This window comes from Pseudomonas sp. YL2 (assembly GCF_023063025.1).
GTDB lineage: Bacteria > Pseudomonadota > Gammaproteobacteria > Pseudomonadales > Pseudomonadaceae > Aquipseudomonas > Aquipseudomonas putida_A.
Genome location: NZ_JAJSLU010000004.1, coordinates 364,831 through 385,982 on the forward strand (window position 1 = coordinate 364,831; position 21,152 = coordinate 385,982).

Consider the following 21,152-nt stretch of genomic DNA (forward strand, 5'->3'; position numbering starts at 1 on the left):
TCGTCCTTTTTCGTACCCGCATTCATCAGAATCAATGAACCGCGCTGAGCAGATCCGGACGGCTGGATTTGAGCATTGCCTCATTGACCTTGCCTTGAATCGAGCAGGTAAACATCCCCTTGCTGCCAGTCGTCAGCTCTTGCGGAGCAGGCTCGATCAGGAACACGCGCTCGGCACTGTCGACAACCAGCTTGCCCGCCGTTGCGGATGGGTCTTCCGGCTGCCAGTTGGATTTGCCGTGGGACCAGATTTCCGCGCGTGCATAGAGTCCCTGCGACATGTCCATACGCGGCCCGCCCGCTTTTTCCAACTGGGTGTGGAGTTCATTCGGCGTCTGTTTGGCGTAGAACCCCCAACTGATGATGCGAGTGCCCATCAGGTCTGTGTCTTCGGCGTAGAAGCCGGTCAACGACATGCCGTCAATTTCGACCGGCTTGGCGAACATCCAGCGCTGCCCCATATCGCTCTTGGTGCCGCCGGACAATTTGATCTGGCCATTTTCGACCGTGCTCGGCACCAGATCCTTGAACAAAGGTGATTGCACGACTGCCAGGGAGTGATCGTCACAAGCGGCAAACGACGCCACCGGCGAAGGTGCAGCGGCAACGCTGAAAGCAGAAAAAAGGGCCGCAATGGGCAACAACAGGAAAATGGGTTTCATGGAATGACTCGAATGAGAGACTGAAGAAATCGACAGAGACGATATCACAATGACATCAATCGACAGACTTCAGAGTTTCAATCAATGCCCATGCCGATGATGCACATCCGGAAAATGCGCATGACTGTGCCGCATCGGCGTGTGCACATGCAGATGGCTATGCGGCTCCACCCCATCCCATTCAAACCCATGCGTATGCTGGTGATGCTCATCGTGTGTATGCCGATGATCATGCTCAAGCAGTTCGTGCTGATGCTCATGAACATGGTTTTCCATCAGATGAATCCATACCCCCACGGCCATTAACGCCGCAGCGAGCAGAAACATCAGCGATATCGACTCGCCGAGCAGCAGAATCGAGATGCCTGCGCCGAGAAACGGTGCGGTGGAAAAGTACGCGCCGGTGCGTGCGCTGCCGAGGCCGCGCAGGGCGAGGACGAACATTACCAGGCTGACGCCGTAGCCGAGAAAGCCGACCAGCATGATCGGCACCAGCGAGGTGGCCGCGGGTAGTTGGGTGCCGATGAACAGGGCGAGTGTGCAGTTGACCAAACCGGCCACGAGGCCTTTGCTGCCGGCGATGAACAGTGCGTCCGAGGCCGAGACTTTACGGGTCAGGTTGTTGTCGATGGCCCAGCAGAAGCAGGCGAAAGCGACGGCCAACGGGCCGGTCCAGTCTTGCGCCGAGACGGTCTCTTGCGGCCAGGACAGCACGACACCGCCGGCGACGATGGCGAGCATGCCGATCACCATTCGTCGGTCGGCATTTTCCTTGAACACCACCCACGCCAGCAGCGCCGTGAGCACTGATTCGAGGTTGAGCATCAGTGACGCGCTCGCGCCGGACGTTCGGGTCAGACCGAACATCAGCGCGACCGGCGCCAGTACTCCGCCAAAGCCGATGGCACCGAGCAGCCATGGCCATTCACCGGTGCCGAGCCCGGAAGGCTTCCAGCCACGATCGCGGACAAAGCGCAGGGCGGTCAAGCCCAGACCGCTACCGAGATAGAGCAACCCGGCCAGCAGAATCGGCGAAACCTGTACCCCCAACAGTTTGGCGAGAGGCGTACTGGCGCCAAACAGCGCCGCCGCAATCAATGCGTGGAGAACGCTCACATTCATGCTGGGATCACTCGCTGGGGCCGATGGAATACCGACGCCCATCATCGCAAAACTCAGGTGAGAATTATGTGAACAGCTGATTCGTGTCAGCGAACATCATCTCTGGCTTGTGCTCAAATCCAGCAACATTTAATCCGCGCAATCTCTGGGCGGTCGCTCGACGCAGGCTCTATGCTGCGAACATCGAGATGTAATGGAGTTGAAGATGAAGAGCTGGATTGCCGTAGCGCTGGCCGCGCTGATTTCCTTGTCCGTCCATGCGGCCGACGCCCCCACCGTGCGCGTCGAGCCGATCGCGTTCACAACCAGTGCCGACAGCATCCAACGCAAACAGTCGATCAAGGGGGACCAGACCGCGCAGTACACATTCAACGCCAAGGCCGGCCAGATACTGACCGTCGACTTCAAACCGTCCAACACCTCCGCTTACATCAACATCCTCGCCAAGGGTGCCGATTACGCGCTGTTCAACGGCTCGATCATGGGCAATCACTTCTTCGGTTCTCTGCCCGGCGATGGCGAGTACACGGTTCAGGTCTACCTCATGCGCAACGCCGCCCGGCGTAATGAAGTGGCCAACTATCAGTTGTCGCTGAGGCTGGTCGATGGCGATGCCATCAGCCGGCAGCAGCCATTCGACCAGACGCTGGAATTGCACGGCATCGCTTTTCACGTCAGCACCGAGCAGGTCGATGGCAAACCGACGCTGCACATCGCTCCCAAGGGGCTGGAGATCGACAATACGGTCATCATCAGGCCCTTAGCGGTGAGGTGGTACGCGCCGAAGTCGCCGATCTCAACAACGACGGTTCCCCTGAACTCTATGTGTTCACCCGCTCGCCCGGACGCGGCATGCCGGGCGAACTGATCGCCTATTCGGCCAACAAAAAGAAATCCCTGAGCGAAATCTACTTGCCTCCGGTCAGCGACAACCCGAAAACCGCGGAGGGTTATCAGGGCGAGGACTCGTTTTCCGTGGTGGAAAACACGTTGGTGCAACGCTTCCCGGTGTATGACAGCGCCGACGCTGGTGCGGGTCGTACGGGGAAGATGCGTCAGGTTCAGTACACGTTGGTGGCGGGTGAAGCCGGGTGGATTTTGCGCGAGGACAAGGTCACGGAATTCTGAAATGACCGGGTTCGTTACGGCCGACCCGGAAGCCGATTTCGCCGCGAATCACCTGCCCTGAGGCGTTGCAGAGCGGTCGCTGCCGAGATGAATTTTTCTTCACTGCTCAGGCTCGATCAACACGGTACAGTCCGCTCGCTCATTCAAGAAACTACGGTTCGCCCGCGCTCTCCCGCGGGCTTTTTTTTGTCTGGCGTTTGCTGCCGAAGCGATACACCCGGTTTGTTTTTTTCCATCCCGTGATCAATCCTGTCCCTCAACCCTGCCCACCGGAGCGCCCGATGTCACTGCTGAGCCTGCCCTGCCAACGCCTGACGCTCGCCATCCTCGCCCCGGAACAGGCCGAGCTGGAAAGTGACTTTTATGCACGCAACCAGCGCCATCTCGCCCCCTGGTCGCCGATTCGCACCACCGAATACTTTTCTACCGAACAGATTCGTCGACGCCTTGAAGTTCAGGCCAGTGCTTTCGAGGCCGGGCTGGCGATGCATTTCGCCCTGCTGACGCTGGATGGCCAACAGATGATCGGCGCGTGTAATTTCAGCGGAATCATTCGCGGGGCGTTTCAGGCGTGTTATCTGGGTTATCACATTGACCACGCGCATCAGGGTCAGGGTTTGATGCAGGAGGGTCTGGAGGCCGGCATCGGCTACATGTTCGATACGCAGAACCTGCATCGGATCATGGCCAACTACATGCCCGGTAACGAGCGCAGTGCGCGCTTGCTGGAGCGCCTGGGGTTCGAGCGCGAAGGCTATGCCAAGGCTTATCTGAACATCGCCGGGCGCTGGCAGGACCATGTGCTGACGGCGCTGGTCAATCCGTTGTTTGAAACGCCGGAGAAGCGTTGGTCGCGTCAACTGGCGTGAGTTTCACAATTTGTTAAGCATTGGCGAAGTATGCTCAAGGCTCCTGCCCTTTCCGGTTGCCTGAAATCCATGCCGCGTGCCGCCACTTCACTGTTTCTACTCGCCGCCCTGCTGTTTTTTTTCGCTTTGGGTAACCACCAGTTGCAAGGCTCTACCGAGGCCCGGGTCGCCGGGATCGCCATGGAGATGCATCTGGACGATGACTGGGTGACGCCGCGCCTGTTCGGCGAACCGTTTCTGGAAAAACCGCCGCTGAGCCTGTGGCTGGACGCCGGCGCCATGCGCGTGTTTGGCGTTTCGCCGTGGGCAGTGCGGCTGGCGTCGGCGGTGGCCGGGTTGCTCAGCGTGATGCTGCTGTACGGCATGTTGTGCCGCTTCGGACGCCCGCAAGCGGTCGCGTGGACGGCGGGGATTCTGCTGGCAACCATGGCCAGCTACTGGAGCAACGTGCGCGGGGTCGGCGAAGATGCGCTGTTGGCGCTCGGCGTGACCACGGCGCTGCTGGCGTTCTTTCAGGCGCAACGCGCACCGAACGCGGCTAACTCGCTGCTGTTTATCGTCGGGATCGCTATCGCCACTTTGAGCAAGGGCGTGCTGGGACTGGCGATGCCGGGGGTGGTGATTTTCGCCTACCTGCTGGCCGACAACCTGATCGACAAGCGCCTGAAGATCGACGCGTGGCTGCGTCCCGGTTTGCTCACGGTAGTGGGCCTGATTCCGTTGCTGATCTGGCTCGCCGTGCTCTATCAACGCGGTGGTTCGCACGCTGTCGCTGAAGTGCTGCTGACCAACAGCGTCGGTCGCTTCAGCGGCTCGTTCGTCGAGGCCGGGCATTACGAGCCGTTCTATTACTATCTGGCCAAACTGCCGGAAGCGTTCCTGCCGTGGAACATTCTGGTGTATCTGGGACTGTGGCATTTCCGCAAAGAACTGAAGGCCAACCGTTACCTGTTGTTTTTCAGCCTGTGGATCATCGCGCAGTTCATCATGCTGACCCTGGCCTCAAGCAAGCGCACGGTCTACCTGATGTCGATGACCCCGGCGGCGGCGGTGATCGCCGCTGAGTACGCACGGGTGTTGTTCGAGCGCTTGCAGGCGCGTGAAAACGCAGACCGCTTCATCGGAAAAGTCGCCCGCCATCGTCAGGCGATTGCCGCAGGATTGCTCACGGTGGTGATCGCCAGCTACCTCGGCGCGGCCCAGTGGGCATTGCCCAACGCCGACAAGGAACTGTCGTTCCTGCCGTTGACCGAACACATTCAGAGCTTGCAGGCCAACGGTCAGCAGGTCGCACTGTTCCAGGCCAATGAACGGGTCGGCGGCGCCAGCGTGTTCTACACGCAACGCGTGCTCAAGGGGCTGGATACTGACGCGCAACTGCACGACTTCCTCAGCGCTTCCCCCTCGAACGTCGCGGTGATCTCGGCAGACAGCGAACCCGCCGCACCACTCAAAGTGCTCAAGACCATGATGGTCGGGCGTCAGGCGTATTACTTCGTCGGCTACTGACGACCCTCCGCCACACAATAAAAAACCCGCCGTCACTGGCGGGTTTTGTTTGCGCTGACGCTTGGCAAACGTCGTTTCATCGGGTGCTCACTGAGTGCCAGTCGGAGGCTTCGATGAAGCCAAGCACCCGCGGGTCCGCTTTGTTTGCGGCAGACACAAACAGTGAGGAGCCGTAGCCAGGGTCAGAAACCGGTGAATTCAAGTCCTTCTCCAACTCCGCCATGCATTCGCTGTGGGTCACCAGGATCAGATTGCGCCCCGGGAGCTTGTGTGCCAGCGCTTCCTGCAGGATGTGGCCCTTGCAGCTGATTAGCCAATCTTCGCCGCTGGCCGCGCGGTTGAACATGTAACCGGCGGTCTGCACCGTGCGCAGCATCGGGCTGTTGTAGATGTCGGCGTTATTCAGGCCCAGATGCTCGAACTGTGCACCGACACCGACCGCAACACTGCGCGAGCGGTCGGTGATGCCGTCGTCGCCACTCAGGCACGGCGCCGGCGAGTGATCGCAGCGCTCGACGTGACGCACCAGCACGATCATGTCGCCCTTGGCCCACCCGGCCGCCAGCGCCCGGTCACCGGACACATTGCCATGGGCCAGGTCCGGCACCGCCGCCGGGGCGAGCAGCCACAGGGTCAGCGGGATCACCAGCAGCAACGCGGCGAGCACCACCCAGGTATTGCGATAGCGGGCCAGTCCGCTCAGAGAAATCGAGCGTTTGACGCCGAACAGACTCAGTCTCAATTCCACATCGGGCCGCCTCGTCGGCATCCATCACAGTCAATTCGATGCGGCGAGGGTAGAGAGACGGGCGTAAGTGACGAGTGAAACGCATGTGAAAAAAGTCTTGAAGCGCCCTTGTTACAAATTCCGTCGGACAAAAACCTTTCAGCTCTCGTGTTTGCGGCCGATACAGACCTGCTAACACCCTTGCTGGCTCAAAAAAACAACAATCTTCCAGCCTGACCGACGATCAAGTAGCTCTACGTTCCTGGAGGAATTGTGATGAATAGCTGGTTCGGCAACATCAGCGTGAACATGAAATTGGGCCTGGGCTTCGGCCTGGTCCTGGCCCTGACCTGCGTGCTGGCCCTGACGGGCTGGACCAGCCTCGGCGGCCTGATTGACCGCAGCAACTGGATGAGCGACATCACCCAGCTCAATGCCGGTCTGACCAAGCTGCGCGTGGTGCGCCTGCAATACATGCTGACCAACGGCGACGAAACCGCCGCGCAGAATGTACAAACCACCCTCGAAAGCTTCGCCGCGCAACAACAAGCGCTGATCAACAAGTTCAAGAGCCCGGAAAACGTCAAACTGCTGAAAGAGCAGGCCGCGACTATCGCCGAATACCAGACCTCGCTGAACAAGATGCGCAACGCCTACCGTACCGGCAACAGCGCCCGCGACGTGATGGGCACCAACGCCGACACCGCTTACAACCTGATCGAAACGATCAGCAAGCGCGTGCAGCAAATGGACATGAGCGAGCAGCGCTTCGAGCAGTTCCAGGCCATCACCCAGGCCAAGGAAGCGTTCATCCTGGCGCGCTATGAAGTGCGCGGCTACACCGCCACCACCAACGCCGAAACCGAGCAGAAAGCCGTCGGCCAACTGGACGCAGCAATCGCCAGCCTCAAGCAACTGAACGTGCATTTCGCCGCCACCCAGCAAGACGCCCTGCGTCAGCTGGAAACCGCCCTGAGCAACTACCGCAGCGCGTTGCAGGCGTACAAGAACGCCAACAGCGAAGCGGTGCAGGCGCGTAAGGAGATGACCGATCAGGGCACCGCGATCGTCAACACCAGCGAGCAGCTGTACCAGATCCAGCTCGACCGCCGTGACATCGAAAGCGCCCAGGCGCGTACCTTCCAGCTGATCAGCACCCTGCTGGCGCTGTTGGTCGGTGTGATTGCCGCGGTGATCATCACCCGTCAGATCACCCGTCCGCTGCAAGAAACCCTGGCCGTGGTCGAGCGCATTGCCAGCGGCGACCTGACCCAGAACGTCACGGTCACCCGTCGCGACGAACTCGGCGTGCTGCAACAAGGCATTGCCCGCATGGGCGTGACCCTGCGCGACCTGATCAGCGGCATCCGCGACGGCGTCACCCAGATCGCCAGCGCCGCCGAAGAACTCTCGGCCGTGACCGAGCAGACCAGCGCCGGGGTGAACAGCCAGAAGGTCGAGACCGACCAGGTGGCCACCGCCATGCACGAGATGACCGCCACCGTGCAGGAAGTCGCGCGCAACGCCGAAGAAGCCTCGCAAGCCGCTGCCGCCGCTGACGGCGAAGCCCGTGAAGGCGACAAGGTGGTGAATGAAGCCATCGCGCAGATCGAGCGTCTGGCCAGCGAAGTGGTGCGCTCCACCGAAGCCATGAGCGTGCTGCAACAGGAAAGCGACAAGATCGGCAGCGTCATGGACGTGATCAAAGCCGTGGCCGAACAGACCAACCTGCTCGCGCTCAACGCCGCGATCGAAGCGGCGCGTGCCGGTGAAGCCGGGCGTGGTTTTGCCGTGGTCGCCGACGAAGTCCGTGGCCTCGCCCAGCGCACGCAGAAATCCACCGAAGAAATCGAAGGTCTGGTCGCCGGTCTGCAGAACGGCACCCAGCAAGTGGCGGCGGTGATGAACAACAGCCGCGCCCTGACCGACAGCAGCGTGGCCCTGACCCGCAAGGCTGGCGACTCCCTGGAGAACATCACCCGCACGGTGTCGAATATCCAGTCGATGAACCAGCAGATCGCCGCCGCGGCCGAACAGCAAAGCGCCGTGGCCGAAGAAATCAGCCGCAGCATCATCAACGTGCGCGACGTGTCGGAACAGACCGCCGCGGCCAGCGATGAAACCGCAGCGTCCAGCGTTGAACTGGCACGCCTGGGTGGTCAACTGCAACAGATGGTCAGCCACTTCCGCGTCTGATCTTCACCTTTGCGCTGAACGAAAGATCGATTCGCGAGCAAGCCCGCTCCCACAGGTAAGGCGTTGAACACAACTCATGTGAACAACGCCATTCCCTTGTAGGAGCGAGCCTGCTCGCGATGGTGTCAGCCCGACCACCCCATACTCACTGCCGCAACGCTCACACCTCCCACGGATTCATCACTTCCACTCACGAGAACTGAAAGTCCTTCACGTTCGCGTGGCGATTGCTGCGCCTGGGCAGGTCGTGCATCTGATGGTCAGCCAAGCTTGTTTGGCTGTGAAGCCTCCGCGCGCAAACTCTCTATTAACCGTTTCTCCGTACCATCCAAGGTTGTCAGTGGCTTGGTAATACCCGTAACAGAAAATACTACGTCGACCTCGCAGTAACGGCCGCCGGCTCCTTTTTGGGTCACGAAATTCAAACGGCCATTGACACGTAATTCGCCCGCCCCATCATGGTTTTCAAACATCACTTCACCCTGTTGCGCAGGATAGCGGGGGTAAAACTCACCATCGACAAACGCCAGACTCTGAATGTCACTAGATGGAAAAGTAAAATTGTCACTGTGTTGACGGTCTTTTTTAAACCTCAAGGAGATTAATGCCAAGGGGGCCTCATTTAGACCTGCGACCTCCAAACCTAAGCCTTGATCGTCAAATCGATGAACAATTGTCGTTTTAAAAGTGATTTTTTTTTCTAAGTCTCCAATACCCGATTTAACCAGAACCGTTCCCTTCATCTCGCCCTGCGACTTGTTGATTCCCTGATCGGTTTCCATATCGCTCGCCTCTCTCTGCCCTATACCCATATGGGAATTGGCGCGAAATCAGCATGCTTCAAAAGCAGAAAATTTTGACCTGTCATAGATGACAGGTCATAAGATTTGATCGCGATTAAAGAGCCGCTATCAATGCCTCAGCCCCTCACCGTGTCCCGCGCTGGCGCAACGCCGATGGCATGAAATACGCGTCTTCCGGCACCGGTTGCGAGAAGTCCACGGTGGAGGCTTCTTCGTTGTCGAGGTTCTGCACGTAGTAACGCCGGGCCTGCAGGTCGTGGAACACGTCCAGTGCGCTCCAGGTGGTCGGCAGGTCGTAGAAGTTTTTCAGGTAGGCCATCGACACCCGCCACAACTCCCCTCGCCCATCGTATTGATCAACCAGCGCCGCGCCCCAGCTGTCCTCGTCGAGGAACAGCACGCGCTTGGAATAGACATGTCGCGCGCCCGGTTTCAGGTTGCCTTCAACCACCCACACGCGGTGCAGTTCGTAGCGGGTGAATTGCGGGTTGAGGTGGCCCGGGGTCAGCAGTTGCGCGTACTTCACGTCGGGGCTGCCGACCTTGTAATTGTTGTAAGGGATGTAGATTTCCTGCTTGCCCTTGAGCTTCCAGTCGTAGCGGTCCGGCGCGCCGTTGAACAGGTCGGTATCGTCTGCCGTGCGCAGGCCATCGGATGAGGCAATAGGCGTGTCATATGCCAGGTTCGGCGCACGACGCACGCGGCGTTGCCCGGCGTCATAGACCCAGGCCTGGCGCGGGTCCTTGAGCTGATCGAGCATCTCGTGCACCAGCGCCGCGCCACCGGCCAGTCGCGCCGGACTTTTCACGAAGGCGAGGTAGTAGAACAGGATGTTTTTCAGGTCGGCGTACTGCCCGCCCGGACGGTAGAAGTTGAACAGCGCTTCCTGCTGCGAAGTCACCAGCGCAAAGCTGCCGTTGCGCTGCACCGGCGCTTCGGATGCGCGACGTACCACGTAGATTCCGCGATAACGGGTGATGTGGTTCCACAGCACTTCGATGCCGTCCTTGGGCACCGGGAACGGTACGCCGCCGTAGGCATCGGCGAATCCGCTGCCGCCCTCCAGCAGCTTGGCCGAGGTCGCATTTTTCAGGGTGTTGTCGTACAGCCATTGCGGCGCCGAACCCGAGCGACGCGACGGGTAGACCGGCATCTGGAACGTGTCCGGGTAGCTGTTGAACAGCGCAATCTGACCGGGGCTGAGGTGGGCCTTGTACTGGTCGAGATTGGCCTTGGTAATGGTGAACAACGGCTTGTCCGCCGCATATGGATCCGGGTGATGTTGGCCCGGTTTGTAGCCGGCGGGCGCCTGGGTGATGCCGCCGGTCCAGGCCGGAATGGTGCCGGCGGCGTTGCCGGCGCGCTCGGCGCCCATAGGCGTGAGGGTGGTTTTCAGTTGTTCGGCTTGTTGCGGGGTGATGGCGGCGAGGGCGCTGCCGGCGGTGAGGCCCAGAACCAGCGCCAACATGGTTTTGCTGAATCGTGATGAGTAAAACATGATCGCTCTCCGTGTGAGGTCTGCAGGACACCGCAGTTCCCCTGTGGGAGCGGGCTTGCTCGCGAAGGCGGTGTGTCATTCAAAATAACGGTGACTGACACGGCGCATTCGCGAGCAAGCCCGCTCCCACAATGGATCTGCGTGTAGTCCTAAAGGAAATACTTGAGGTTGAACCCGACGTTGTCGCGGTCGCGAATCCCGTTGTTCTGCCCGCCGCCCCAGAAGTTGGTGTATTGCACCTCGGCTTCGAGCTTGTTCTGGTAGTTGGCCTTGATCCCCAGGGTGCAGGCCTTACGCCCGTCGATGGTGTTGCCGGCTTGATAGCTGTTGCCCTTGAAGTCGTCCTTGTAGACGACGTAAGGCGAGACGTTGACCCCGGCGTACACGTCGTTCCAGGTGCCGTTGAACATCACCGTGTAGCTGTAGGAGTTGCGGTTGACCTGATCGTCACGATCACCGCCGGACACATAAGAGGTGTTGCCGGTACCGGCGTAATAGCGCGTGCTGCCGTCGTAGGCGGTGTATTGCAGACTGCTGCCGCGCAGGTGTTCGGAGGCCAGTTCGAAGATGCCGAACATCGAGTCGAACGACAGCGTCGGGCCGAAGTTGTAGATGCTGCCCAGTGAGGTGTTGAACGCTTCCACGCGCTCGGCGTTGTTGATCTCGCTGTCTAGCGAGACCATCTGCCCGCCAACGTTGACGGGCTTGCCGGTCACCGCCACAGCGGCGCCGTTGGCCAGGTCGCCGATCAGGTCGTTGGTCGCGGCGATGCCGATCGGCAGGTTCGGTCGATAGGCGATCTCGCCGAATACTGAAGCCTGACCCAAAGTGGTGTTGAAGCTGAAACCATACATGCGGATGTCTTCGGCATAACGCCGATGCGCCTGAATGTTGCCCATCACATCGGCCGTCGCCAGACCGTTAGCCAGCGCCCCGGCCTGACTGCCAGCGACGCTGGAGAGCATGTTGGTCAGGGCATTCATGTCGATGCCCTTGTAGCCCCCCAGATCAGCGGCGATGGTCGGCTCCTTGGCGTGGTAGTTGACCAGATACAGGCCGAACTCGGTGCTGTTGAGCTCCTCGGCGATGTAGCGAAACGCAAAGCCAAACTGACCATCGTTGCGCGCGTTGTAGTCCTTGCCGATCGACGCCACTTTCAGCGTATTGCCGTAGGCCGGGGTCACACCGTTGGCGTACAGGCCAGTGCTTTTCAGCGCCGGGCCGAGCAATGGGTTGTTGCCCAGTGCGCTGTACAGACCGATGACGTTGCCGAAGCCCGGCACCGGGGTATCGAGCGCGGTGCCGCTGAAGTTGTTGTAACCGGTGTTGCCGCCATCGGCGAACAGGTCGGTCTGTGAGTAGAAAGTGCCGACCGGGTCGATGCGGGTTTCCTTCCAGTTGGTCTGGTAGAAGCTTTCCAGGGTCAGCGAATCGCTGAGGCCGATGTTGAAGCTCACGGCCTCCACCGGCATCAGCACTTCCTTGACCTCGGCCCCCGGCAAACGGTATTTGGCCGCGTCCACCGGGTTGGTGGTATTGATCCCGCCGCGATAGAAAATCCCCTCGCCCCAGTTGAACACCTGACGACCGACCCGCGCAGTGACCGGCATCCGCGCCACGTCCCAGTTACCGTAGACATAAGCGTCCAGCATTTCGATCCGGCTGCCGGCGATGTCGCGGGTCTGGCTGGTGAAGCGGTCGTCCTGCGGGTAGCTCTGACTCGGCTGCGACGGGTTGTTGTTGCGGTAGTAATCGTTGCGTTTGTCCATCAACTGGGTGTCGTAGAACGCCGTGCCGCGCAGGAACATCCCGTAGTTCTGGTAGTTGGCCTCAAGCTCCGAAGTGATCTTGTACACCTCGGAAACCAATCCAGTGTCGAAGTTGCGATTGCCGTCGTTGGTGTTGACGTCATCGTTGTTCTTGTCGCGGCCCTGCACCCGCCACAAACGGCCATAGGACAGGGTCGTGTCGATCGAGCCGGTGACCTGATTGTCCAGCACGCTGAACTCGGCAGCCTGCAGCGCATCCACCGCGCAGAGTTGCAGCAGCCCTGCCAGGCCGACACCGGGAAGTGCCACGCCAGTGAGGCGCAATCGAGTGTTGATCATGGGTTCCTCCTTCCTTGTTCTTATTGTTTTTTGCGTGGCCGCGACGGCTACGGTGCCAACCCCGCGGGGACATAAATCCGGCTGTGCGCGCCGAAATGCCCGAGCAGTTTGAACAGCTGCTGATTGAGTGCCGGATGCTCGAACGTCTCGCGCTGTAGTTGATTGCCGCTACTGAAATCACTGGTCACCGGCGCCGTATCCAGCCATTGACCGATGGCTTCATCGAACGCTGCCGAGTCCTCGACCGACTCGGCGCTGACCACGTCGCGCAAGTAGTCCACCGAGTACGGCGGATACTGTTGGTCTTGAGCGACATCGGCGTAGGTCGCGAGCATCGGATGCGCCTGACCGGCGCGCAGCACGCGACGCAGCCAGGTCGATTGATACTTCTCGATTTCCATGTGGCGGGTGGCGACGCGCTCGATCGAGGCTTTTTTATCATCGGCAAAACCGGCCAGCGCCTTGCCTTCCAGCAGCAACAGACTCGGCAGTTCTACGCCGGGCAGCGGCTTGGCGTGATACGGCTGGGTCAGGTCCTGCACGTGGTGCACGCCCCAACCGAGGAACCGGTAACCCCAGTAAGAATGGCCACTGGCGAATGCCAGTCGCGCCAGCCCCAGGTACTGATAAGCGCGCCAGTCCGGCCAACTGCGCTGGAGAAATCCGGCAGCGGCATACACCACCGGACTCTCATGGAAGAAGCCCATGTGGAATGGCGCCTGCGAGCTGTACTGAAAACGCGCATCACCAAACGGCTGCGGGCCGAAGCCATACAGCGCGCCGACCTCGCCGGGGTTGTCGCTGAACAGATTGATGTCGTGACCGTAATCCGGCTCGTCGGCGGCACTTGCCAGCACCGCCAGCGGCTCGACTTTTTCACCGTCCGCCACGCGAATGAAACGCTGACGATTCCATGGCGAAAGCGTCTGTTCGACCATCACCTGATCGGCACTGAGATGTTCGCGCTCGGGCAGGTCTTGACCCGGCAACGGCTGAATGACCATCGCCAGGTGAATGCGCGGATTGAGCCGTAACGCGGTGAGAAAATCGTGGCGCAGATCGTCACTCGGTACGGCGGGCAGCTTCAGATTGTCGGGGCGCGGCGGGTACTGGGTGAAGTGTTCACGGGCGAAGCTTTCCTGTTGCTCCAGCAGCGCGACCACCGCCGGATACTGCTCGGCAAGAAAACGCTCCAGCGGCTCGACCTCGACCGGCGGCGCATCGCGCAGCGCCGGCAGTTCCTGCAACGCCAGATAGCTGCCCACCGTGTGGTTCCACCAGCCCCACGCCGTCGGGGCCGTTGCACAAAGCAGCAACAGGAGAAAGGTCAGCTTCATTGCTTTTAATTCTTATTGGAGGTGCTGTGGGGGGTTGAGCCTAACAACCGCCGCCGACGCTGACACTGTCCGATCTCACCAGAAAAAGTCTCCGATAGCGCCATGTGCACAATAGCGAGAACACCAATGTTCCCCTGTGGGAGCGGGCTTGCTCGCGAAGGCGGTATGTCAGTTTGCACATGCAGTGACTGATACACCGCCTTCGCGAGCAAGCCCGCTCCCACAGGAGATCACCACCGTACTTTTAAGCGGGGTAACCGGTGATTTTGCGGATGCTCTGGTACAGCGGCTTGAGCTGGCGATACATGCGCAGGTACACCTCGTTGTACAAACGCTCATAGACCTGCTGTGCCTCGGGCTGCGGGGTGAATACCGTCCCGACGCGGGTCATCGCGGCGATCGCCGTGGGGAAATCCGCATAGAAGCCCAACCCCACCGCACAGCAGATCGCCGCGCCCAGCCCGGACGCTTCGTACACATGCGGACGCTCCGCCGGCAGGCCAAAAATATTCGCCGTGAGCTGCATCGCCGCATCGCTCTGCGAACCGCCACCCGCCACCCGCAGACGCTTGATCGAAACCTTCGAGCGCTTCTCGATGTTCTCCAGCCCCTGGCGCAGCGCATACGCCAGTCCTTCCAGAATCGCCCGGTAAATGTGCGCGCGGGTGTGCACGTCGCCGAAGCCGATCATCGCGCCTTTGGCTTCGACACCCGGCTCACGAATCCCTGGCGACCAGTACGGTTGCAGCATCAGCCCCATCGACCCCGGCGGCACCGCGTTGACCAGCGCATCGAACAGTTGCTCGGGCTCGATGCCCTGCTCTTTGGCCTGCTGCATCTCACGCAGACCGAACTCGTTCTTGAACCAGCTGACCATCCAGTAACCGCGATAAATCATCACCTCGCAGTTGTACTGATCCGGCACCGCCGAGGGGTACGGCGGGATCAGCGGGACGATTTCCAGATAGCGCGAACGGGTGCTGGTGATCGTCGCGGTAGTGCCGTAGGACAGGCACACCGTGCTCGTCTCGACCACGCCGGCACCGACCACTTCGCAGGCCTTGTCGGCGCCCGCGGCAATCAGCGGCAAGCCCTCGGGAATCCCCGTGTGGCGGCTGGCTTCAGCGCTGATGTAGCCGAGGGTTTCGCCGGGCTTGTGCAAGGTCGGCAATTGCTCTGGACGCACCGCCAGCGCCTGCCATTTCCAGTCACTGGGCGCGGCCCATTTCAACCGTTTGAAGTCGAACGGCAGATAGCCGACGCAGCAACCCACCGAGTCGACAAAGCGCCCGCACAGACGATGAGTGAGAAAGCCCGAGAGCAGCAGAAACTTGTCGGTCGCCGCCCAGACTTCAGGCTGGTGTCTGGCGATCCAGTTGGCCTCGGCCTGAGCGCGAAAGTAATCCACCGTCGCCTGCGCGCCGACCAGTTTGAACAGCCAGCCCCACGGCCCTTTGATCCCGCCCTCCACTTCGCTCTGACGCTGATCGAGCCACAGAATGGCCGGGCGCAGCGGCTTGCCCTGAGCATCGACGTTGATCACCGTGCCGCGCTGAGTGGTCAGCGACACCCCGGCAATCTGCGAGCGATCAATCCCGGTTTGCGCCCACACCTGCTGACAGGCTTCGCCGAGTTTTGCCCAATAATATTCCGGGTCCTGTTCGGCCCAGCCCGGTTGCGTCGAGTAATACGCCTGCAACTCGACCTTGCCTTTGCCCAGCAGATTGCCCTGCAAATCGAAGAGCAATGCGCGCACGCTCTGGGTGCCGTTGTCGATCGCCAGCAGGTAGCGCTTGTTCGAGTGGTTATCCATGGCGCTCTCTTCAAGGGGCATCAAGGCGTGGCATCCGGCAGACCGTGATGGCGTTGCCACAACGCCCGGTAACGCTGCAGCTCTTGCTGCCAGTGTGCATCGTCCCAGCCCAGGCGTGGCTGGCAGAGTTGGCGGATGGCAGCGAAATGTTCTTCACCACCGCGCGCCAGCAACAGGCCCAGACGGGTGCGGCGCAGCAACAGATCATCGAGGTGCAGCACCATTTCCGCCTCACAGGCGAAGGCCAGTTCTGCCCACAAGGTGTCGGTGTTGCCGACCGTTTCGTGACCCAACTCGGCGATCAACTGCGCCAGCCGCGGCAGGTCGCGACCGTGGCGTCCGGCCAGACGTCGCCACTGTTGCGGGCTGAGTCCGGGGATCGGCAGCGGCGGCACCGGTGCGAACACTGGCGCGGCATCATCTTCGAAAGAGCGACCGAGCATATCGGCACAAGCCTTGAGCACTTCGATGGCTTGCGGGCGAAACGTCGTCAGTTTGCCGCCGGCCAACGTGACACAACCCGGCTCCTGCCACAGCACATGTTCACGGGTTTCATTCGACGGCTTGCCTTGCTGTGCACCCGCCGCGCTGCCCACCACCGGACGTACGCCGGACCAGGTCGACAGCACATCGCTCGCCGTCACTTCGGCACCTGGAAATTGTTGCGTGCAAGCCGCCAGCAGATAGTCGAGTTCGTCGGCGCTGATGCTCGCGCTCTGATCCAGATTCTCGCGATGATCGAGGTCGGTAGTGCCAACCACCGTCGCGCCTTCCCACGGAAAAACGAACACTGGCCGACGGTCGCGCTCATGCAAAAAAGTGAAGGCCTGCGCCACCGGCAAACGCCAGCCCGGCAGCAGCAGATGACTGCCGCGCAATGGCCGTAGTTGTCGCGGTGCCTCGGGCAAACGCAAACGCTCAGCCCACGCGCCCGTCGCCACCGCCAGCACGCCGCAACGCAATTGCAGCGATCCACCCGCTTCGCAGTCCTCGATCTGCACCCCACACACCCGACCGTTTTCACGAAGCAGATGTTCGACGCGCACCCCGTTAAGCACCACTGCGCCATCGGCTCGCGCTTCGCTCAACACGCGCATCACCAGCCGTGCGTCATCGGTCAGCGCATCGACAAAACAGGTGCCGCCGAGCAGGTGGTTTTCCTTCACCCCCGGCGCGAGAAAACGCAGTTGCTGCGCGTCATGAAAACGATGGCTGCGGCGTCCGGCCAACGCGTCATACACCGACAATAAGCCACCGAGCACACGCGGCCCGGGAAAGCCGCCGCGATAGTGCGGCATCATGAAACTCATCGGCTCCACCAGCCCCGGCGCTTCGTCGAGCAGGCGCTGGCGCTCGCGCACCGAATCACGGGTCAGGCGCCATTGGCCCTTGGCGATGTAACGCAAACCGCCGTGGACCATTTTCGACGATCGGCTGGAGGTGCCCCAGGCGAAATCCCGTTGCTCCAGCAGCAGACAACGCCAACCGCGCCGTGCCGCTTCGCGCAGAATTCCGGCACCGCTGATGCCGCCGCCGATGACGATCAGATCCCAGCTTGCGTCGGCCAATGTCGGCAAGGTTTGCTGGCGCCACGCGGCGTTCCAGTCCGGGTGCATGGCCGTCACTCCTGCAACAGCGTGCCGGGGTTGAGGCGCCCGGCCGGATCGAAGTGCCTGCTCAGCGCCTGCAAAGTGTCCATCGCCAGCGCACCCTTCTCGCGCGGCAGGTACGGCGCGTGATCCTTGCCGACCCCGTGCTGGTGGCTGATGGTGCCGTGGTTGTCGACGATGGTCTGGCTGGCCGCGTGCTTGAGTGCCTGCCAGCGCGCCAGCGTCGCCGGATAATCCGCCGCCGGGCGAAACACGTAAGTGGTGTAGATGCTCGAGCCTTCGCCGTAAACGTGGGACAGATGGTTGAACACATGCACCCGCTCGCCTTGCGCTGCCAAGGCATCGCGCAGGCTGTTTTCGATCAGGTTGAGCAGGTGGTCGACGTTGCTCCAGTCGGTGGCGGTTTCCAGGGTGTCGACCACGTAACCGGCGTTCCACAGGTTCTCGCGCAGGTAGGGGAAACGGAAGCGGTTCTGCGCCCACTTCTTGCCGAGCAAGGTGCCGGTGAACACGCCGCCGAAAGCTTTCAGATGCTGCCGCGCCTGGCTCAACGACAGCGCGTTTTGCCGACGGTTGCCGGTCACGCCGAAGGTTAGCAGGCACTTGCCTTCACCGGCACCGCGCAGGTTCAGATACTTTTCCAGCCAGGCGATCTGCTGCGGATGACCGGCCAGCGCCAGTTGGGTTTCGGTCTCCACCGCGTTCGACAGGCGCAGCATCGACAACGGCACTCGCGCCTGGGCCAATTGGCGGATCGCTTGCAGCGCTTTGCTCCAACTGGGCAAAAACACCCCGTAAAAACGCTCATCGGCGGGCAGCGGACTGACCCGCACTTTGACTTCGGAAATGATCCCGAAACGGCCTTCGCATCCGAGCACCACTTCGCGCAGATCAGGCCCCGCCGCCGAGGCTGGGAAGGTCGGAATTTCCAACGGCCCGGCAAAGGTTTCCAGGGTGCCGCCGGCGAACAATTGCTCGATGCGCCCGTAGCGCAACGACTGCTGACCACTGGAGCGACTGGCGACCCAACCGCCCAGCGTCGACAACTCCCACGACTGCGGGAAATGCCCCAGCGTGTAGCCGCGAGCGCGCAGCTGACTTTCCACCTGCGGGCCACTGGCGCCGGGGCCGAACGTCGCCAGTTGGCTCTGCTCGTCGAGGTCGATCAGGCGATTCATCCGCGCCAGCGACACAGTCACCACCGGCCGCGCCGAATCCGGCGGATTGATATGCCCGGCCACCGAGGTGCCGCCGCCGTAGGGAATCAGGCACAGGTCCTGCTCATGGGCGAGCGCCAGCAATTGACGGATCTGCGCGGCGGTCTCGGGAAACGCCACCGCGTCCGGATAATTGCCCAGCGCACCTTCGCGCAGCGCCAGCCAATCCGGCAGGCTCTGGCCCCGGGCGTGCAGCAGGCGGTCATGGGCGTCGACGCTGTACAAGGTGTGCGTCGCCAGCCGCGAGACCGGCACCCGCGCCAATGCCGCGTCCAGCGTGGCATCGGGCAACACGTGCCCGGCCCCCAGTCGTTCATGGAGAAAACTCGCGCCCTGCGCCGGCAGTTCGACCACCGTGGTTGCATCTCCCCAGCCGTTCCAGCGTCGCATGCGTGTGTCCTTCTTATGCAGTCTGATCAGTGATGTGGCAGGCCTCCATACTAGTCAGCGGCCAAAAAGTGTCACGGTCGCATCCGGCCAGTTCGAGTAGCCAATTGAGTCAAACGTCGCGCAAGTGCCAGCCATTTACTTTAGTCGGGGTTTCAAATTACCTTTCAGGCATTCATTCGCTCACGCAGGCCTTGATCAAGGGATTCGGATCATGCAATCGCTCGGCTTCACCTCGGTTCCGCCGCTGCTCAAATACGTGCGCCATGCCGAGCAACTGGGCATGGCCATCGAGCCGGCGTTGGCGGCAGCCGGATTGCAGGCGCAGCAACTGAGCGACAACAGCCTGCGCCTGCCGGGCGAAACCCATGAACGCCTGCTCGATTATTTCTGCGAGCACTCGGGCGATCCGCTGTTTGGTCTCAACGCGGCCAACTTCGTCCTGCCCAATTCCTGGAGCGTGCTCGGTTACATCACCATGAACTGCGCGACCCTGGGCGATGCCATGAGCCGGATCATGCCGTTCGAAAAACTGGTGGGCGACATGGGCGTCAGCCGCGCCGAAGTGCAGGACGGTCATGTACACCTGATCTGGACTTGCCGCTATGAGCGCCCGCGCATCCGCCGGCATCTGGTGGAAAACGTTCTTGGTTCATGGCTGCAATATGCCCGCTGGATCGCCGACACACAGATGTCGCCCGCTGCCGTCTGGCTCGAACACCCATGCCCGACAGACGCCAGCCAGGCGCAATACGAAGCGTTTTTCGATTGCCCGGTGCTGTTCGAGCAGGCGTATTCGGCGCTGATCGTGCCGCTGGCGTATCTGCAATTACCGCTGCGTCAGGCCGATGCGCAATTGCTGCGCACCTTGGAAGAACACGCGATGGGCTTGATGGCGACGCTGGAGGATGCGTCGCTGGAACAGCGGGTCAAAAGCATCCTGCGCCAGTTGCTCAAGGAAGGTTTGCCGCGCAAGGAACAGGTGGCCGAGCAGCTCGCGGTGTCGGTGCGCACGTTGCAGCGCCAGTTGCATCAGGCGGGGACGTCGTATCAGCAGATTCTGGATGATTTGCGTCAGGAGCTGGCGGAGCATTATTTGCTCAACAGCACGTTGCCGATTCAAGACATTGCGCAGTATCTGGGGTTTACCGAGCCGCGGTCGTTTCATCGTACGTTCAAGAGCCGGCGCGGGATGCCGCCGGGGGAGTTTCGGCAGATGCATCGTGGGTGATTGTTCTGGCCTCATCGCGAGCAGGCTCACTCCTACAGTGAGTCGTGCGGAACACAAAATCTGCGTTCACTGAAGATCATTTGTAGGAGTGAGCCTGCTCGCGATGAGGCCAGCCGCCATAACGCAGTAAACACTTTTAGTACAAATGTTTAAAGACACTCAGTGTTACGCCCTACTGCCTACAAATCCTTGCGCCACTGCCTACGGCTACGCCAGAATCCGCCGGCTTGTGCGCCCTGGAGGCCGTCGGTAACTTGAGTCCGTCACTGATTTCCAGTGATCGGGTTTAGTAGCCCGAGGTTTTTGGGGCGTATCGCTCATCAGACAGTCAGGTCTTGCCTGAACGTTATGGTGGCTGTGCGCAGGGCGCCCTCGGGCGCGCCGGTTTCCCAGATCCCCGGTCTACTAACCTGCGCACGGCTGCCTCCATTTCTTTTAGTAGGGAAACGGCGGCCAGCCCTAAATGAGGATCTGGCAAATGTTCAAAGTTACACCCAACCCGCCGTCCACCGACGCGGCCTCCCCCTACGAATCCCCCGAATCAAGGAAATTCCACGAAGCCGCCGAGCGCGCCCTCGACCACTACCTCGGCCCACCGAGGCCCGCGATCATGGGCACCCCATACCAGCCCAATCGTCTCTACATGGCCAATCCGGCCAGCGGCACCGAACCGTTGCTGGCCGATGCCTGCGAATCCCTCGGCTCGGCCACCGTGATGCTCAACGACTTCGCCGGTCTGCTGGAAGGCTCGCACCGCAAGACCCTGCAAGGCATCGCGCAGGTGGTGATGGTGGCGGAAATCGCCGTCAATCGGGTGCTGGATCAATTAGTGCCGACCGAATAGCGAAAAAGCCCCCCGGCAGGCCCTAGTGGTCTTGCGGCGGGCGTTTTTGGGTGTCGCGTCTCCAACCCCGGTCGCGGTGGGGAGCACCCACC

16 protein-coding genes and 2 pseudogenes are annotated in these 21,152 nt (G+C 61.1%); 8 read left to right on the plus strand and 10 right to left on the minus strand.

Features of this window, described 5'->3' with window-relative positions; translation table 11 throughout:
• Window positions 1-31: 31 nt before the first annotated feature.
• Both LVD08_RS09035 and LVD08_RS09040 read right to left on the minus strand, forming a co-directional pair.
• Entirely contained in the window at window positions 32-709 is a 678-nt protein-coding gene (locus LVD08_RS09035; RefSeq protein WP_247267946.1) for a hypothetical protein, read from the minus strand.
• Between the two features lie 33 nt (window positions 710-742).
• Window positions 743-1,783, minus strand: a complete 1,041-nt coding sequence (locus tag LVD08_RS09040) for a DMT family transporter (RefSeq protein WP_247267947.1) — start codon at window positions 1,781-1,783, stop codon at window positions 743-745.
• A gap of 205 nt (window positions 1,784-1,988) precedes the next feature.
• Here LVD08_RS09040 and LVD08_RS09045 point away from each other — a divergent pair, with 205 nt between their 5' ends.
• From LVD08_RS09045 to LVD08_RS09060, 4 genes are all read left to right on the plus strand, one after another.
• Window positions 1,989-2,651, plus strand: a complete 663-nt coding sequence (locus tag LVD08_RS09045) for a hypothetical protein (protein ID WP_247267948.1) — start codon at window positions 1,989-1,991, stop codon at window positions 2,649-2,651.
• Complete coding sequence (locus tag LVD08_RS09050; RefSeq protein WP_247267949.1) at window positions 2,636-2,911, plus strand: hypothetical protein; 276 nt, start codon at window positions 2,636-2,638, stop codon at window positions 2,909-2,911. The genes LVD08_RS09045 and LVD08_RS09050 overlap by 16 nt, the downstream gene beginning before the upstream one ends.
• A gap of 281 nt (window positions 2,912-3,192) precedes the next feature.
• Window positions 3,193-3,780 (plus strand): ribosomal protein S5-alanine N-acetyltransferase, encoded by a 588-nt coding sequence (rimJ, locus tag LVD08_RS09055; protein WP_247267950.1) that lies wholly within the window; start codon window positions 3,193-3,195, stop codon window positions 3,778-3,780.
• Between the two features lie 30 nt (window positions 3,781-3,810).
• A complete protein-coding gene (locus tag LVD08_RS09060; protein ID WP_247267951.1) occupies window positions 3,811-5,289 on the plus strand; it encodes an ArnT family glycosyltransferase in 1,479 nt (492 codons plus the stop codon).
• 76 nt (window positions 5,290-5,365) lie between these two features.
• On the opposite strand, the gene pmrG is transcribed toward LVD08_RS09060, so the two are convergent.
• Window positions 5,366-6,037, minus strand: coding sequence for a lipopolysaccharide core heptose(II)-phosphate phosphatase PmrG (gene pmrG, locus LVD08_RS09065; protein ID WP_247267952.1), 672 nt, complete (start codon window positions 6,035-6,037; stop codon window positions 5,366-5,368).
• Between the two features lie 288 nt (window positions 6,038-6,325).
• On the opposite strand from pmrG, the pseudogene LVD08_RS28210 reads away from it, so the two are divergent.
• Both LVD08_RS28210 and LVD08_RS28215 read left to right on the plus strand, forming a co-directional pair.
• Window positions 6,326-7,306 (plus strand): annotated as a pseudogene (locus LVD08_RS28210) (methyl-accepting chemotaxis protein); the annotation flags it as partial.
• 309 nt (window positions 7,307-7,615) lie between these two features.
• A pseudogene (locus LVD08_RS28215) lies at window positions 7,616-8,212 on the plus strand (methyl-accepting chemotaxis protein); the annotation flags it as partial.
• Between the two features lie 260 nt (window positions 8,213-8,472).
• Here the strand turns inward: LVD08_RS28215 and LVD08_RS09075 are convergent.
• The 7 genes from LVD08_RS09075 to LVD08_RS09105 all read right to left on the minus strand — a co-directional run bounded on the left by LVD08_RS09075 (window position 8,473) and on the right by LVD08_RS09105 (window position 18,988).
• On the minus strand, window positions 8,473-8,994 hold the full coding sequence (locus tag LVD08_RS09075) for a hypothetical protein (protein WP_247267953.1): 522 nt from the start codon (window positions 8,992-8,994) through the stop codon (window positions 8,473-8,475).
• A gap of 145 nt (window positions 8,995-9,139) precedes the next feature.
• Window positions 9,140-10,513, minus strand: coding sequence for a DUF1329 domain-containing protein (locus LVD08_RS09080; RefSeq protein WP_247267954.1), 1,374 nt, complete (start codon window positions 10,511-10,513; stop codon window positions 9,140-9,142).
• 149 nt (window positions 10,514-10,662) lie between these two features.
• Window positions 10,663-12,621 (minus strand): DUF1302 domain-containing protein, encoded by a 1,959-nt coding sequence (locus tag LVD08_RS09085; RefSeq protein WP_247267955.1) that lies wholly within the window; start codon window positions 12,619-12,621, stop codon window positions 10,663-10,665.
• Window positions 12,622-12,668: 47 nt separating this feature from the next.
• Window positions 12,669-13,958, minus strand: coding sequence for a phospholipase (locus LVD08_RS09090; RefSeq protein WP_247267956.1), 1,290 nt, complete (start codon window positions 13,956-13,958; stop codon window positions 12,669-12,671).
• Between the two features lie 244 nt (window positions 13,959-14,202).
• Window positions 14,203-15,771: an FGGY-family carbohydrate kinase gene (locus LVD08_RS09095; protein ID WP_247267957.1), complete on the minus strand. Its 1,569-nt coding sequence runs from the start codon at window positions 15,769-15,771 to the stop codon at window positions 14,203-14,205.
• Between the two features lie 20 nt (window positions 15,772-15,791).
• Window positions 15,792-17,387 carry a glycerol-3-phosphate dehydrogenase/oxidase gene (locus LVD08_RS09100; protein WP_247267958.1) on the minus strand — a complete coding sequence of 532 codons (1,596 nt, stop codon included), beginning with the start codon at window positions 17,385-17,387 and terminating at the stop codon, window positions 15,792-15,794.
• 5 nt (window positions 17,388-17,392) lie between these two features.
• The gene (locus LVD08_RS09105) at window positions 17,393-18,988 is read right to left on the minus strand and encodes an FAD-binding oxidoreductase (protein ID WP_247267959.1); all 1,596 of its coding nucleotides are present in this window, start codon (window positions 18,986-18,988) and stop codon (window positions 17,393-17,395) included.
• Between the two features lie 211 nt (window positions 18,989-19,199).
• Between LVD08_RS09105 and gliR the strand changes: the two genes are divergently transcribed.
• Together gliR and LVD08_RS09115 are read left to right on the plus strand one after the other, a co-directional pair.
• Window positions 19,200-20,216, plus strand: a complete 1,017-nt coding sequence (gene gliR / locus LVD08_RS09110) for an AraC family transcriptional regulator GliR (RefSeq protein WP_247267960.1) — start codon at window positions 19,200-19,202, stop codon at window positions 20,214-20,216.
• 478 nt (window positions 20,217-20,694) lie between these two features.
• Entirely contained in the window at window positions 20,695-21,060 is a 366-nt protein-coding gene (locus tag LVD08_RS09115; RefSeq protein ID WP_247267961.1) for a DUF6124 family protein, read from the plus strand.
• The last annotated feature ends 92 nt before the right edge of the window (window positions 21,061-21,152 follow it).